The sequence below is a fragment of the Alloalcanivorax marinus genome (genome assembly GCF_016785095.1).
GTDB classification, from domain to species: domain Bacteria; phylum Pseudomonadota; class Gammaproteobacteria; order Pseudomonadales; family Alcanivoracaceae; genus Alloalcanivorax; species Alloalcanivorax marinus_A.
Genome location: NZ_JAEKJB010000008.1, coordinates 243,889 through 257,621, shown reverse-complemented (window position 1 = coordinate 257,621; position 13,733 = coordinate 243,889). Strand labels below are relative to the sequence as shown.

At 66.8% G+C, this 13,733-nt stretch carries 14 protein-coding genes; 7 read left to right on the top strand and 7 right to left on the bottom strand.

The genetic code is table 11. The features are described 5' to 3' along the window. Positions 1–8: 8 nt before the first annotated feature. The 3 genes from JF515_RS08200 to JF515_RS08190 all read right to left on the bottom strand — a co-directional run bounded on the left by JF515_RS08200 (position 9) and on the right by JF515_RS08190 (position 2,661). Positions 9–824 (bottom strand): alpha/beta fold hydrolase, encoded by an 816-nt coding sequence (locus JF515_RS08200; protein ID WP_203102971.1) that lies wholly within the window; start codon positions 822–824, stop codon positions 9–11. Positions 825–1,071: 247 nt separating this feature from the next. Continuing rightward, positions 1,072–1,575, bottom strand: a complete 504-nt coding sequence (locus JF515_RS08195) for a MarR family winged helix-turn-helix transcriptional regulator (RefSeq protein ID WP_203102969.1) — start codon at positions 1,573–1,575, stop codon at positions 1,072–1,074. 135 nt (positions 1,576–1,710) lie between these two features. Further along, on the bottom strand, positions 1,711–2,661 hold the full coding sequence (locus tag JF515_RS08190; RefSeq protein ID WP_338015187.1) for an AraC family transcriptional regulator: 951 nt from the start codon (positions 2,659–2,661) through the stop codon (positions 1,711–1,713). Positions 2,662–2,878: 217 nt separating this feature from the next. On the opposite strand from JF515_RS08190, the gene JF515_RS08185 reads away from it, so the two are divergent. The 7 genes from JF515_RS08185 (at position 2,879) to JF515_RS08155 (ending at position 9,925) form a co-directional block, all read left to right on the top strand. Beyond that, positions 2,879–5,260 carry an autotransporter outer membrane beta-barrel domain-containing protein gene (locus JF515_RS08185; protein ID WP_203102967.1) on the top strand — a complete coding sequence of 794 codons (2,382 nt, stop codon included), beginning with the start codon at positions 2,879–2,881 and terminating at the stop codon, positions 5,258–5,260. A 168-nt stretch (positions 5,261–5,428) separates the two neighbouring features. Continuing rightward, positions 5,429–6,091, top strand: a complete 663-nt coding sequence (locus tag JF515_RS08180) for a riboflavin synthase (RefSeq protein ID WP_203102959.1) — start codon at positions 5,429–5,431, stop codon at positions 6,089–6,091. A 9-nt stretch (positions 6,092–6,100) separates the two neighbouring features. Beyond that, entirely contained in the window at positions 6,101–7,210 is a 1,110-nt protein-coding gene (ribBA, locus tag JF515_RS08175) for a bifunctional 3,4-dihydroxy-2-butanone-4-phosphate synthase/GTP cyclohydrolase II (RefSeq protein WP_203102957.1), read from the top strand. A gap of 140 nt (positions 7,211–7,350) precedes the next feature. Beyond that, a complete protein-coding gene (ribH, locus tag JF515_RS08170; RefSeq protein ID WP_203102955.1) occupies positions 7,351–7,821 on the top strand; it encodes a 6,7-dimethyl-8-ribityllumazine synthase in 471 nt (156 codons plus the stop codon). Next, a complete protein-coding gene (gene nusB / locus JF515_RS08165; protein ID WP_203102953.1) occupies positions 7,821–8,321 on the top strand; it encodes a transcription antitermination factor NusB in 501 nt (166 codons plus the stop codon). Before ribH ends, nusB begins: the two co-directional genes overlap by 1 nt. 19 nt (positions 8,322–8,340) lie before the next feature. Beyond that, entirely contained in the window at positions 8,341–9,261 is a 921-nt protein-coding gene (gene thiL / locus JF515_RS08160; protein ID WP_203102952.1) for a thiamine-phosphate kinase, read from the top strand. Between the two features lie 178 nt (positions 9,262–9,439). Continuing rightward, positions 9,440–9,925 carry a phosphatidylglycerophosphatase A family protein gene (locus tag JF515_RS08155; protein ID WP_203102950.1) on the top strand — a complete coding sequence of 162 codons (486 nt, stop codon included), beginning with the start codon at positions 9,440–9,442 and terminating at the stop codon, positions 9,923–9,925. Positions 9,926–9,966: 41 nt separating this feature from the next. Here JF515_RS08155 and dxs read toward each other — a convergent pair whose 3' ends face one another. The 4 genes from dxs to JF515_RS08135 form a co-directional block, all read right to left on the bottom strand. Next, positions 9,967–11,892, bottom strand: a complete 1,926-nt coding sequence (dxs, locus tag JF515_RS08150) for a 1-deoxy-D-xylulose-5-phosphate synthase (protein WP_203102948.1) — start codon at positions 11,890–11,892, stop codon at positions 9,967–9,969. Positions 11,893–11,994: 102 nt separating this feature from the next. Continuing rightward, a complete protein-coding gene (locus JF515_RS08145; RefSeq protein ID WP_203102947.1) occupies positions 11,995–12,897 on the bottom strand; it encodes a polyprenyl synthetase family protein in 903 nt (300 codons plus the stop codon). Next, the gene (locus JF515_RS08140; protein WP_203102945.1) at positions 12,887–13,123 is read right to left on the bottom strand and encodes an exodeoxyribonuclease VII small subunit; all 237 of its coding nucleotides are present in this window, start codon (positions 13,121–13,123) and stop codon (positions 12,887–12,889) included. The genes JF515_RS08145 and JF515_RS08140 overlap by 11 nt, the downstream gene beginning before the upstream one ends. Before the next feature lie 90 nt (positions 13,124–13,213). Then, positions 13,214–13,615 (bottom strand): GFA family protein, encoded by a 402-nt coding sequence (locus JF515_RS08135; RefSeq protein WP_203102943.1) that lies wholly within the window; start codon positions 13,613–13,615, stop codon positions 13,214–13,216. Positions 13,616–13,733: the final 118 nt, after the last annotated feature.

The following is a 13,733-nucleotide window of genomic DNA, read 5'->3' as shown; positions in this document are numbered from 1 at the left end:
GGCGTCGGTTAGAGGGGCTGGCCGAGCAATTCGGAGAGCGCCTGGAAAAAGCCCTCGAAATCGTCCCAGGGGATCATGTGGCCGGCATTGCCGGCGCGGGCGATGCGCAGACCCGGCGCCAGTTGGCGCAGCTCTTCTTCGTCCTCGGGCTGAATCACGCCGCCGCGACCGGCCACCATCAGGCCAAGGTCCAGATTGCTCAGCGCCGGCAAGTCGGCGTGCACGTCGTCCTGGTGGAAACCGTCGAAGCTTTCGCGCACCGCGCGCGGGTCGCAGGTGTGCAGCCATTCGGCGCGTAGCCGCACTTGTTCGTCGCTCCAGGTGGGGCAGTAGTGGCGCATGCGCTCGCCGTCGATACCGCGCTGGCATTCAAGGATGGAGTCCTCGTACCAGGGCCAGGCACTGGGATATTCGCGGCGCCCGGGGCCGGAAACCGGCGGGTCCACCAGCATCAGACGGCGGATACCGCTGGCATTGCCACCACGGCGGGCGGCACGGATGCCATGGCGAGCGCCCATCGAGTGGCCGACCAGGGTGACATCGGCCAACGCCAGGGCGTCGATCAGCGCAAGAATGTCGTCGGCGCAGGCATCCAGGCCATAGTCCAGATGGTCGCCGCTTTCCGAAAGGCCGCGGCCGCGTACGTCGAGCACCCAGGTGTCGAAGTGCCGGCCCAGGCGCTCGGCGACGAACTCCCAGGTGATCGCCGGGCTGGTGATACCCGGGATCAGCAGCAAGGCCGGGCCCTGGCCGCCATAACGCAGGAAATGCTGGCGGATGCCGTTAGCGTGAATCTGGCCGCCGTACTGAAAAGTGCGGGTCATGGTGCCTCCCCGAACAAAAAAAGGGCGCCCCCCGGCTCCTGGCGGGGCCGGGGGGCATGGAAGTCACTGGAATATATATCAGTATACTTCCTAATTTCAAGGAGGGTCTCGCCGAAGAGGTGTTTCCTAAGCCTTTGTTTTTAATGTGAAAAAATATCGCATCCGGTCCGTGTCGCCAAAATAATATAGTCAGTGTGCTTCCCAAATGGCGGTAATCCCGGATGCCAAGGGTTCATCGGGAGGGGGGTCAGGTGGGATGAAAAACGGCACGCCCAAGGTGGTTATTGGCGCTGACCAGCCGCATCAGCATCATGATGAAGGCGTTCTGATCTTCAGGGGGCAGCGGCGCAAGCAGCTTTTCCTGTGCCTGGCGCATGCTGTCGTACATCTCCTTGGTGACCCGCTCGCCGTCCGGGGTGAGCCGGCTCAGCTTCATGCGACGGTCGCGCTTGCTGGGGTGGCGGCTCACCAGTCCGCGCTTTTCCAGGCGGCGCAGAATGTCCGCCGCGTTGCTGCGGTCGATGCCCACTTCCTGGGCGAGGGAGATCTGGTCGATGTCCGGGTGTTCCCGCAGCTCGGTGAGAATGCCGTACTGAACCGGTGTCAGATCGAACTCCTCGCATTCGCTGAGGAACAGCGCATAGTGAATCTGATTGAGGCGTCGGATCAGAAAGCCGGCCCGGCTCCATAGCGGCATGGTTTCCGAGTCCAGCGGCAATGGGTTGATGGGCCCTTTGTCTTGCTTCTTCATTACCCCTGTTTCCTCCAATGATCGGGGCCGGCGTCGCGCGGGCGCCGGCCGGGGGGACACGGTTGATGGGAGTGTCGGGTTCGAGGCAGGCAAATAGTGCATGTTTTTCCTGTTCCCGTCGAACCGGTGTCGGGCTCAGCGTGTCAGGGCCCGGCGCAGGGTGCGGGCCGGCGGTTCGCCGAAGCGGGCGCGGTAGGCGCGCGAGAAATTGCTGACGTGCCCGTAGCCCACCCGCGCCGCCACCACCTTGACCGGTGCTTCGCCGGTTTCCAGCAGTCTCTGGGCCAGGTCCAGGCGTTCACCGCGAATGAACTCCGCGCAGGAGCGTCGTTCCCGATGCTGAAATAACTGATTGAGACGGCTTTCGGACAGGCCGGCGCGGTCAGCCAGGGTGGGAATCGACAACGGGGCGCCCGGGTCGTCGAGAATGGATTCGCGGATTTCCCGGAAGGCCTGCTCCTCCCAGGCGGGCAGTTCCTCCGACGTCGTGCTGTCGCAATAATTTTCCAGAATTTCGGACAGGAACAACAAAGCCGCGCCCTCCATCTTCATGCCGCGACACAGGCCCTGGGCGTGCACCGCGAACAAGCTGGTGGCGAGCTGCCGAAGGCGACCGCTAGGATGCAGGGCGCGCACCGCCACCTTGTCACCATAGTCGCCGAGAAACGGCGCCAGGGTGGCCGGCAGCTCGCCGCCCAGGTGCTCGCGCAGTACATCCAGGGTACAGGCCACGCCAATGTGTCGGACCTGTTCGCCCCGACTCAGGTGAAAGCAGGTGCCGCTAATGTCGGTGCGCACCAGCAGGGCGCGCTCGGGCGTCACCTTGTGTTGGCTGCCGTCGGGGAGCGCCATGCCGGACTGGCCCTGAATATGGAAAATGCTACCGATCCAGGGCTGCTGAAAGGTGGGGCGATCCAATTGCAGTGCGCAATCCTCTCCTGCCCGATAATCAACCCGGTACAACACCAGGCCGCTGGCCAGTTCCAGCCGTTCCATTCTTCCCCGCACGCCAGGCAGCTCGAAGCGCTCCCCTCCACCCATTTCCAGCTCATGGACAGTGTCCGTCTGGTTGTTTTTTCCGCTCACTCCGGGCCCCCCTTTTAGATCATCCCTGTTGTCTTTTTTGAATGATAACTTTCACGAAATTCATAAAACGACGCCGTGGTGAGGCGACCGGCGCCTTGCTATTTTTCTGCACCATCGTTGATAAAAATACCGAATCGAGGGTGCGATGTCCTGTTCTCCTTCCGGCCCTTGGGGGGCTGCTTTTATTCAAAAAAAATACATCGGGTTGTGTTTTTCCATGGTGCTGTTGCCGGCGATGGCGTCGGCGGTGTCCGGTACGCCGGGCGCCGGTGGCAGCGGTTCAGATGGCGTGCGCGGCGGCGCTGGGGGCGAGGGCGGCGGCGCGATGATCAACGCCGATGCGTCGCTGTCCATCGGCGCCGGCACCGAGTATGAAGGGGGCGCGGGTGGTCAGGGACATGCACTGGATGGCTATTACGATGCCGCGGACACCGCCGTCTTCGGCTTGGACGGAGCGGCATCGCTGGCCGGCCAGAGAGGTATCGCCGCCGGTGACAGCTTCAGTATCACTATTGGTGGTGTAACGAAAACCATCACGATCAGCGCCACCGATACTTTGCCGGACATCGCCAACAAGATAAACGGTGCCTTCGCCGGCGGTCGTATCAGCGCCTATGCCACGAACCGTGGCGGCAGCGATTACCTGTCGATCACACAGACGGCGTATCTCTACAACATCGAGATGAACGACGTGACCAACACGCCGCTGGCGGCCCTGGGGCTCGACCGGGTGCTGGCCCGGCCGTTTGATCACGGCGGGCATGGTGGCGCCGGTGGCGACGGGTTGGTGCGGCAAGGGGCGGATCGGGTCACCGATAATGCCGGTGAGCTGTACGGTGGCCAGGCCGACGATGCCATGCTGAGCAACGGGTTCGCGGGCACTGGTGCGTTCCGCAAAACCGGCACCGGCTGGTTGACGCTCGGCGGGGACGGCACCGCTTTCACCGGCGCCACGCGGATCGGCCAGGGTGGCCTGGCGGTAAACGGTGATTGGCGAAGCAGTGCCATGACCGTGGCCGACGGCGCCACCCTGGGCGGTAGCGGCCGGGTCGGCGCCACCGAGGTGGAAGCCGGCGGTACCCTGGCGGCGGGTAACTCCATCGGTACCCTGGCCGTGGACGGCGACCTGACCCTGAACAGCGGCGCCACCCTGGCGGTGGAAGTGGACCCGTCCGGTGGGGATGGTGACCGCGTCGAGGTGACCGGCCAGGCCAGCCTGGCCGGTTCGGTGGTCCATGTCGGCGCCGATGGCGGCTATCGACCACTCAGCCAGTACACCTTTCTCCACGCCGATGGGGGTATTGTCGGCCAGTTCGACGACGTCTCCTCGGACTTCGCCTTTCTTGATCCGTCCCTGGTGTACGACAGCCATGATGTGAGCCTGCTGCTGGCGCGCAACAACGTGCGCTTTGCCAGCCTGGCGGAGACCGACAACCAGCGGGCGCTGGCGGCCTACGCGGAAACCCTGCCCACCGGCGAGGCCGCGCAACAGTATTTGCTGCAGCTCAGCGGAGCCCGGGTAGCGGCGGCGTTCGCGGCGCTTGGTGGTGACAGCCTGCTGGCCGGCCCCACGGTGGCGGTGGCGTTGCAGCGTCAGTTCGCGGATGCCCTGCGTCAGCGTGGCGGTGCCCTGGACGGCGGCTCGCGGGCCACGCTGAACGAGCGCCTGCAACGGGGGTTGCAGGCGCTGGCGGCACCCGGTAGTGGCGGCGAGCGCGCCGTAACCCCCACCGGGCTGACGCCGAACCGCGCGGCCGCCGACGGTGGTGACGAGCACGGCGGCGTCTGGGTGCAGGCGCGTTCCTCCCGTTACCAGGAGGACAGTGATTTCCCCACCGGCAATGCCGCCTACACTTTCCGGGGCGAGCAACTGGCCGTGGGCCTGGACGGGCGCCGGGGTGCCTGGCTGCTGGGCGCCGCCGTCGGGCGCGGGCAGGGCGAGTTTCACTATGATAACCGGGACGCAGATGGTGACCTGAAGGCATGGTTCGCCGGCCTTTACGGACGCTGGCAGGGGAACGATGGGCTCTACGCGCGGGGCGACCTCAACTACGGCCGCGCCCGGGTGGATCACACTCGCACCATCGGTGCCGGGGTACTCGCCGAGTCCGACAGCGACCTGCGCAGCCTGCGTGTGGATCTGGAAGCCGGCGTCGATCTGATCCAGGGCGACCTTGTGTTGCGGCCCTATGGTCGCCTGGCCTGGACCCGGCTGGAGCGGGACGCCTTCACTGAAACCGGAGCCGGAGCGCTGGGGCTGGCCGTGGACGACACCACCCTGGGCGTGGGGGAAGCCGCCGTGGGGGTCGACGGCGCCCGTTACTTCCAGCTCGGGCGCCGGCGCCTGAGTCTGCACGCCGGGCTGGCCCTGGAGCGTGGCTTCGGTGACGCCCGTGCCGAGCAGGATGCCGCCTTCGTCGGGGCCGGGGGTGCCTTCCGGGTGGCCGGAGCCGAACGTGACCGCCTGCAGCTGGCCCCGCATCTGGGCGTGGGGCTGGCGGTGAATCCGGCTCTGTCCCTGTGGGCCGGTTATCAAGGCCGTCTGGGTGGCGAGCACCACAGCCAGGGGGCGCTGATCAGCGGCCGTCTTACCTGGTAACCCTTCCCCTCCCTTCTCTCGCCGTCGCCTTCCTCGCCCCGGGTTTGGACTGAATCCCCCGGGGCGTTTATGATTGCGCTCCTCCTGCATATTTCCGCGCGCCCGGCGGTTCTCCCGCACGTTCGGCCGGTCTTCACCGGCGTCCGCATCCGGCACAGAGGTACAGTCATGTTTACAGGCATCATTGAAGCCCAGGGACGGGTGGCGGCGCTGACCCCCGCCAACGGGGACGTGACGCTGCGCATCCAGAGCGCCGAACTGGATTTCGGCGACGTCAAACTGGGCGATTCGATCGCCGTCAACGGCGTTTGCCTGACGGTCACCGCCCTGGACGGCGGCGACGCCTTCAGCGCCGATGTGTCCGGCGAGACCCTGTCGCTGACCTCCCTGAAGCAAATCAAGGTCGGCAGCCGGGTGAACCTGGAGAAGGCGATGACGCCCTCCACGCGCATGGGCGGCCACCTGGTCAGCGGCCACGTGGACGGGCTGGGCACGGTCAAGGCGATGACCCCGGACGCGCGCTCGGTGCGCATCGACATCGAGGCGCCGGCGGAGCTGGCCCGCTACATCGCCCAGAAGGGCTCGATCACCGTGGACGGTATCAGCCTGACGGTGAACAGCGTGGACGGCGCGGTGTTCTCCCTGAACATCATTCCCCACACGCAGGAGGTCACCACCATCCAGGATTGGGCGGTGGGGACGCCAGTGAACCTGGAAGTTGATATCATTGCGCGCTACCTGGAGCGGCTGCTGCTCGGCGAGCGCGCCGCCCAACCCGGCTCCCAGGGCATTTCCACGGCCTTTCTGGCCGAGCACGGGTTTCTGAAATAAGGCGGACTTATGCAGTTGAACAGTATCGAGGAACTGATCGAGGACATTCGTCAGGGCAAGATGGTGATCCTGATGGATGACGAGGATCGGGAAAACGAAGGCGACCTGGTGATGGCCGCCGAGCACGTCACCCCGGACGCCATCAATTTCATGGCCCGTTACGCCTGTGGCCTGATCTGCATGCCGATGTCCAAGGAACGCTGCGAACAGCTCGACCTGCCGCTCATGGTCAGTGCCAACGGCAGCGGCTTCGGCACCAAGTTCACGGTCTCCATCGAGGCCCGCGAAGGGGTTTCCACCGGCATTTCCGCCGCCGACCGGGCGCGCACCGTGCAGGCCGCGGTGGCGCCGGACGCCAAGGCCTCCGACATCGTGCAGCCCGGCCACATCTTTCCGCTGATGGCCGAACCCGGTGGCGTGCTGCGCCGCGCCGGTCATACCGAGGCGGCCTGCGACCTGGCTTCCATGGCCGGCTGCGAGCCCGCCGGGGTGATTTGCGAGGTGATGAACCAGGACGGCTCCATGGCCCGTCGCCCGGACCTGGAAACCTTCGCCAAGGAGCACGGCATCAAGATCGGCACCATCGCCGACCTGATTCAGTACCGGGCCCTCAACGAGCAAACCATCGAGCAGGTTTCCGAGCACCCGCTGGATACCTGGTACGGCCAGTTCCGGCTGGTGGCCTTCAACGATACCGTGGATGGCCACCTGCACGTGGCCCTGGTGAAGGGCGAGATCCACGAGGACAAGGAAGTGGTGGTGCGCGTGCACCAGGTGGACCCGCTGCGCGACCTGATGAGCGCCAAACTGGATGGCCGCACCGGCTGGAACATGCACCGGGTGCTGGAAGCGCTGTCGGAAGCGGAAGCCGGGGTGGTGATCATCCTCGGGCAGGACGAGGATTCCGAGCCCAGCCTCAACCGGCTGCGCGCCTTCTTTGAAGGCGCCACCCCGCAACCCAAGGGCGAGTCCCGGGCCTATCGCAACATTGGCACCGGCTCACAGATTCTCAAGGCGCTGGGCGTGCGCAAGATGCGCCTGCTCAGCTCGCCGATGCGCTTCAACGCGCTCTCCGGCTTCGGTCTGGAGATCGTCGAATACGTGGAAGCGGACGGCTAAAACGCTGGACGCTTGACGCCGGACGCGAGACGCTGCTTCCCGGAAAGCGTCAGGCGTCCAGCGTCGAGCGTCCGGCTTCCCTCTAAAAACGCCGTAAACATTGGCCCCTGCCAATAGCGATCGGCCAGAAGGACGGAAACATGCACGACATCAAGACCTTCGAAGGCACTCTGAACAACGTGGGTGGCCGCTACGCCCTGGTGGTGACCCGTTTCAACAGCTTCGTGGTGGAAGCCCTGCTCGCCGGCGCGGTGGACGCCCTGGTTCGTCATGGCGTGAGCCGCGACGACATCGAGATCATCCGCGTACCCGGCGCCTGGGAACTGCCGGTGGCGGTCAAGAACCTGCTCGCCAAACGCGACTATGACGCGGTGGTGGCGCTGGGCGCGGTGATCCGTGGCGGCACCGCTCACTTCGAGTACGTGGCCGGTGAAGCGGCCAAGGGCCTGGCAGCGGTGCAGAACGAATCCGGCGTGCCGGTGGCGTTCGGTGTACTGACCGTGGACAGCATCGAGCAAGCCATCGAGCGCAGCGGCACCAAAGCCGGCAACAAAGGCGCCGAGGCGGCCCTGTCCGCTCTGGAAATGGTTTCCCTGCTCAAGGCGCTTTGATGACCGTTCCGTCTTCCCCCAGCGCGCGCCGCAAGGCTCGCCGTTACGCTCTGCAGGCGCTCTACCAGTGGCAACTGGCCGGCAGCGCGCTGAGCGACATCGAGGCGCAGTTCCTGGCCAGCAACGACATGGAAAAGGTGGATCGAACCTATTTCCATGATCTGCTGCACGGCGTGCCGGCTCGGGTCGGCGAGCTGGATGAGGCGTTGCGGCCCTTCCTGGACCGCCGGGTGGAGGAGTTGTCCCAGGTGGAGAAAGCGTTGCTTCGGATCGGTGCCTTCGAGCTCAAGGAGCGTCTGGACGTACCCTACCGGGTGGTGATCAACGAGGGCATCGAACTGGCCAAGGTGTTCGGTGCCGAGGACTCCTTCAAATACGTCAATGGCGTGCTCGACAAGCTGGCGCGGCGGCTGCGCTCGGCGGAAACCGCCCACCGTCGCCGCGAGCCGGGCAACGATGGCCAGGCGGACAACGACGGCCAAGAGGGCGGCGACGCCTGAACCGACCGGGAGGCGGGCCATGGATGAATTCTCCCTGATCGAACGATACTTTCGCCGCCCCGGCCCGGGCGGCGAGGGCGTGCTGCTGGGGCCCGGCGACGACGCCGCCCTGCTGGCTCCGCCCGCCGGCGAACAGCTGGTGATGACCCTGGATACCAGCATCGCCGGCCGCCATTTTCCCGACGACCTGCCCCCCTTCGAGACCGGCCACCGCTGCCTGGCGGTGAATCTTTCCGACCTGTACGCCATGGGTGCCCGCCCGCTCTGGTTCCTGTTGTCGTTGACCCTGCCCGAGGTGGACGAAGCCTGGCTGGCGGAGTTCAGCCGGGGGATGTTCGCCCTGGCGGACCGGGCCGGCATCGACCTGGTCGGTGGCGACATGACCCGCGGCCCGCTGAGCGTGGCGATCCAGGCCACCGGCGCGGTGCGCGCCGACCGGGTGTTGCGCCGCGACGGCGCGCTGCCTGGCCAGCTTCTGGCGGTGGGCGGCGTGCCCGGCCTCGGAGGCCTGGGGCTGCGCCACTGGCAAGCCGGCCAACGGGACAGCGCCAGCGCTCGCCATTTCGCCGCCCCGGATCTGGATCTCACCTTGGGACAGCGGCTGGCCGGTCGGGCCGGGGCCTGCATCGACATCTCCGACGGCCTGCTCCAGGATCTGGGTCATATGCTCAAGGCCAGCGGCGGCCTGGGCGCGGTGATCGACACCGCGGCCCTGCCGGTGAACGACGAGCTGGCCGCCCTGGATTTGGCCGACCGCCTGGCGCTGCAGTTGTCCGGCGGCGACGATTACCGTCTGCTGTTCACCTGGCCCGCCGACGAGCCCTTGCCGGAGGGCACCCATGCTATCGGCCGCGTCACCGGCCCCGGCCCGGTGCGCCTGCGCGACGCGGACGGCGCCGAGCGCCCCGCCGACGCCCCCGGCTGGCGCCATTTCCCGTAGGAACGCCGCGGCATTGTTGTGTAGGAGCGGCTTTAGCCGCGATGGCCGCACCGGTTGATCGCGGCTAAAGCCGCTCCTACAGAGGAGAGGAGCGTTACGGCGGCCATCGCGGCTAAAGCGGATTGCCGCCCAGTCGCTCCTGCAACAGCCGCACGGAATCCAACCAAGGAAACGCCCTATGCATCCGGAATCCTTTCTCGTCCTGCTGGCCCAGGGCCTGGGCGCCGGTCTTTCCCCCTGGGCGCCGGGCACGCTGGCCTCGTTGCTGTTTCTGCTGCTCTGGTGGCCGCTGGCGCGGCTGCCTCGGTCTCGCTATCTGTTGGTGGTGCTGGTGGTGGCGGCGGCCGGTGTGCCGCTTTGCGGGCTGGCCTCCCAGGCGCTGGGCATCCATGACGCGGGCTCGGTGGTCTGGGATGAACTGGGTGGATTGTTGCTGGCCCTGGCGGTGGTGCCCCGGCGCCCGGTCTGGGGGCTGGCGGGGTTCGCCGTGTTCCGATTTTTCGATGTGCTCAAGCCGGGGCCGGTGGGCTGGGCGGACCTGCACCTGAACGGTGGCCTGGGGATCGTGCTGGACGACCTGGTGGCCGGCGCCCTGGCTCTGGTGGTGCTTTCCGCCGTAGGAGCGGCTTTAGCCACGATGGCCGCACCGGTTGATCGCGACTGAAGCGGAACGCCGCCCGGCCGCTCCTACAGACAGGGCCGGGTTCAGGCCCGGTGGGGCAGGGCGGTGTCCAGGCGCTTGAGACGCTCGCGTACGCTGGCCTCGATGCCGTCGGCGTCCAGGCCGTGCTGCGCCAACAGATCCTCGCGCTTGCCGTGGTGGATGAAGTGGTCCGGCAGCCCCAGGTTAAGCACCGGTACCGCCAGGCCTTCTTCCAGCACCAGCTCGTTCACCGCCGAGCCGGCGCCGCCCATGCGCTGGTGATCTTCCAGGGTGACCAGCAGGCCGTGCTGGCCGGCGGCGTCCAGCACCGCCTCCCGGTCCAGGGGTTTCACCCAGCGCATATCGATAACGGTGGCGTCCAGCTTTTCCGCCGCCTTCAGAGCCGCCGGCACCAGGGCGCCGAAGGCAAGCAGGGCGACCGGGCCCTTGCCCTGGCGCAGGGTGCGGCTCTTGCCAATGGGCAGTGGCGTCATTTCTCGCTGGATGGTGGCGCCAGGGCCGGTGCCACGGGGGTAACGCACCGCCGCCGGACCCTGGTGCAGCCAGGCGGTGTAAAGCAGTTGCCGGCACTCGTTCTCGTCGGAAGGCGCCGCCACGATCATGTTGGGCACGGTGCGCAGGTAGGCGAGATCGAACACGCCGCCGTGGGTGGCGCCGTCCTCGCCCACCAGGCCGGCCCGGTCCAGGCCGAAGGTCACGTCCAGGTTCTGCAGCGCCACGTCGTGGATCAACTGATCGTAGGCGCGCTGCAGGAAGGTGGAATAGATCGCCACCACCGGCTTACGGCCCTCGCAGGCCATGCCGCCGGCCAGGGTCACCGCGTGCTGCTCGCAAATCGCCACGTCATGGTAGCGGTCCGGAAAGCGGCGCGCGAAATCGACCATGCCCGAACCCTCGCACATGGCCGGGGTGATGCCGATCAGGCGCTGGTCGCGCTCGGCCAGATCGCACAGCCAGTCGCCGAACACCTGCTGGTACTTGGGGCCCGCGGCCGGGGCCGCCGGCTTGGCCGGCGTCACCTTGGGCTTGGGCTCGATCTTGTTGATCGCGTGGTAGCCCACCGGGTCCGCCTCGGCGGGGCCGAAACCCTTGCCCTTGGTGGTGTACACATGCAGCAACTGCGGACCTTCCAGGTCACGCATGGTGGCCAGGGTGGCGGTCAGTTCATCGAGATCATGGCCGTCGATGGGGCCGATGTAATTGAAGCCGATGGCCTCGAACAGCATGTCCGGGCTCACCATGTTCTTCATGCTCTCCTCGGTGCGGCGCACGAAGTCCCAGGCCGCCGGCATGGCCGAGAGCACCTTCTTGCCGCCCTCGCGCAGGGCGATGTAGGTCTTGGAGGCCCAGATGCGGGCGAAGTAGTTGGCCAGCCCGCCCACGTTGTGGCCGATGGACATGGTGTTGTCGTTGAGCACCACCAGCAGGTTGGCGCGGGTGTGGGCGGCGTGGCTGAGCGCCTCGAAGGCCTGGCCGGCGGTCATCGCGCCGTCGCCGATCACCGCCACCGTGCGGCGTTTCTCGCCGGCGTTCTCGGCGCCCAGGGCCATGCCCAGGGCGGCGCTGATGGAGGTGGAGGAATGGCCCACGCCAAAGGTGTCGTACTCGGATTCAGCGCGGTTGGGGAAACCGGACGGGCCATCCTGCTGGCGCACCTTGAGCAGGTCGTCGCGACGGCCAGTGAGGATCTTGTGCGGGTAGCACTGGTGGCCCACGTCCCACACCAGCCGGTCGTGGGGGGTGTCGAACAGATAGTGCAGCGCCACCGTCAGTTCCACCACGCCCAGGCCGGCGCCGAAGTGGCCGCCACTGCGGCCCACCGCGTAGAGCAGGTAGGCGCGCAGCTCGTCGGCCAGCCGTTCCAGCTCCGCCTCGGGAAGGCGGCGCAGGTCCGCCGGCGCCAGGACATCGTCCAGAAGGGGCGTGCGCGGGCGGGTCAGCGGAATGTCGGTGAACGTTTTTGGCATGGATATCGAGCCTGATTCAGTCGGCGGCGAAGGCATCGATTATAACGGTCGGAGCGGGTCCCCGTCAGGGGTGCCGACCGACCCCTTTGCCGGGCGCCGGGGTCAGTGGGTGCGTTGCACGATGTAGTGCGCCAATTGTTGCAATGGGCGGGCGGCTTCGCCGTAGCCCTCCAGCGCCCGCCGGGCCTGATCGCACAGAGTCTGGGCGCGCTGGCGGCTGGCCTCCAGGCCGAGCAGCGCCGGGAAAGTGCTTTTACCGTGTTTTTCATCCGACTTGCTGGGTTTGCCCAACTGGTCGGTGTCGGCGGTGACATCGAGAATGTCGTCCTGAATCTGGAACGCCAGCCCGATGGCGTCACCAAAGGCGACCAACGCGCTTTCCAAAGCCGGGTCCGGCCGTTCCGCGGCGTGGTAGCCAAGCAGCAGACTGGCGGTGATCAGGCGACCGGTCTTCAGGTAATGCATGCGCTCCAGGGCGCTCACGTCCTGCAGCTGGCCGTGGGCGGCCATGTCCAGCATCTGGCCGGCGGCCATGCCGGCGCCGCCGGCGGCGCGGCACAGCACCCGTGACATGGCGACCCGGGCGGCGTCGGAGTAATCACCGGCGTCGCTGAGCAGCTCGAAGGCCAGGGTGAGCAGGGTGTCGCCGGCCAGGATCGCGGTGGCCTCGTCGAAGGCCCGGTGGCAGGTGGGCTGGCCCCGGCGCAGGTCGTCGTCGTCCATGGCTGGCAGGTCGTCGTGGACCAGGGAATAGGCGTGGATCGATTCCACCGCCACCGCCGCCACGTCGGCCTGGTCCGTGTCGCCGCCGGCCAGGCGGCAGGCGGCGTACACCAGCATCGGACGGATTCGCTTGCCGCCGGCCAGGGCGGCGTAGCGCATTGCCTCTGCGAGGCGCGGGCTGGCGCTGTTGGCGGGGTCGGGCAGGAGGTGGCGCAGGGCGTTTTCAAGCCGGGCGCGGCTGTCCTCGGCAAAGTCGTCGAAATGGTTCAAGTCAGGCGTCATCGCGGTTTTCGAACGGGGCGGGTTCCCCTTCCGGGTCCTGATCAAGCAGGATCCGTACCTTCTGCTCGGCCTGGGTCAGGGCCTGCTGGCATTCCCGGGTGAGCTTGACGCCCTGTTCGAAGGCTTGCAGGGATTCCTCCAGGGTGAGTTCACCGGATTCCATCCGCTCCACCAGGGCTTCCAGGCTGTCCAGGGCTTCTTCCAATTGCGGGGCTTTGTTGGCCATGAGTCTCTCTCTCTGAACGCGGCGCAACACTACTGTAGCGCCGCGGAGGGGTCAATCCGGGCCAGCGCCCGACCCGGGGTGGCCTGGTTTTCAGGTGTTGGGGGTTTGTGAGTACTTCTTAGCTCCAAGCCCCGGCTCATACCAGCCGGCCCGATCGTCCCAGAAGATGTGGTCGTCCGGGTCCTGGCCGGGGTCCCGGTCCAGGCCGCCGGCGGGGACGATGGCCAGATCGTCGCGGGTGTGGGGCACCATGCCGCCACATAGCTGGCAGAAGGCCCGGGAGAATCGGGTTCCCGGCAGATCGTAGCGGCGCACCGAATCCTCGCCGGCGAGCCACTCCAGGTGGCTGGCCGGCGCCATCAGATTGGCGGCATGGGCGGTGCCGCTGAAACGGCGGCAGCGCGAGCAATGGCACAGATGGAATTGATGAAACGGGCCCTGGATGCGGTAGCGCACCTGGCCGCACAAGCAGCCTCCTTCATGGGTACTCATGGGGACAATCCTCATTCCAAAAGGGTCTAACCATGGCCTTCCGCCGGGGAGCGCCGGCTCCTATAGTGAAATGCCCGCCCGGTGGTCGCAAGCGGCTTCTTCCTCTGATCTCCTTTAA

What these genes read in the sequence shown, in the direction of transcription:
- JF515_RS08195 (WP_203102969.1), bottom strand. Translation starts at nt 1,575, where the DNA reads ATGAAGAAGCAAGACAAAGGGCCCATCAACCCATTGCCGCTGGACTCG.
- JF515_RS08140 (WP_203102945.1), bottom strand. Translation starts at nt 13,123, where the DNA reads ATGGCCAACAAAGCCCCGCAATTGGAAGAAGCCCTGGACAGCCTGGAA.
- thiL (WP_203102952.1), top strand. Translation starts at nt 8,341, where the DNA reads ATGGATGAATTCTCCCTGATCGAACGATACTTTCGCCGCCCCGGCCCG.
- JF515_RS08185 (WP_203102967.1), top strand. Translation starts at nt 2,879, where the DNA reads ATGGTGCTGTTGCCGGCGATGGCGTCGGCGGTGTCCGGTACGCCGGGC.
- JF515_RS08180 (WP_203102959.1), top strand. Translation starts at nt 5,429, where the DNA reads ATGTTTACAGGCATCATTGAAGCCCAGGGACGGGTGGCGGCGCTGACC.
- JF515_RS08135 (WP_203102943.1), bottom strand. Translation starts at nt 13,615, where the DNA reads ATGAGTACCCATGAAGGAGGCTGCTTGTGCGGCCAGGTGCGCTACCGC.
- nusB (WP_203102953.1), top strand. Translation starts at nt 7,821, where the DNA reads ATGACCGTTCCGTCTTCCCCCAGCGCGCGCCGCAAGGCTCGCCGTTAC.
- JF515_RS08200 (WP_203102971.1), bottom strand. Translation starts at nt 824, where the DNA reads ATGACCCGCACTTTTCAGTACGGCGGCCAGATTCACGCTAACGGCATC.
- JF515_RS08155 (WP_203102950.1), top strand. Translation starts at nt 9,440, where the DNA reads ATGCATCCGGAATCCTTTCTCGTCCTGCTGGCCCAGGGCCTGGGCGCC.
- ribH (WP_203102955.1), top strand. Translation starts at nt 7,351, where the DNA reads ATGCACGACATCAAGACCTTCGAAGGCACTCTGAACAACGTGGGTGGC.
- dxs (WP_203102948.1), bottom strand. Translation starts at nt 11,892, where the DNA reads ATGCCAAAAACGTTCACCGACATTCCGCTGACCCGCCCGCGCACGCCC.
- JF515_RS08145 (WP_203102947.1), bottom strand. Translation starts at nt 12,897, where the DNA reads ATGACGCCTGACTTGAACCATTTCGACGACTTTGCCGAGGACAGCCGC.
- ribBA (WP_203102957.1), top strand. Translation starts at nt 6,101, where the DNA reads ATGCAGTTGAACAGTATCGAGGAACTGATCGAGGACATTCGTCAGGGC.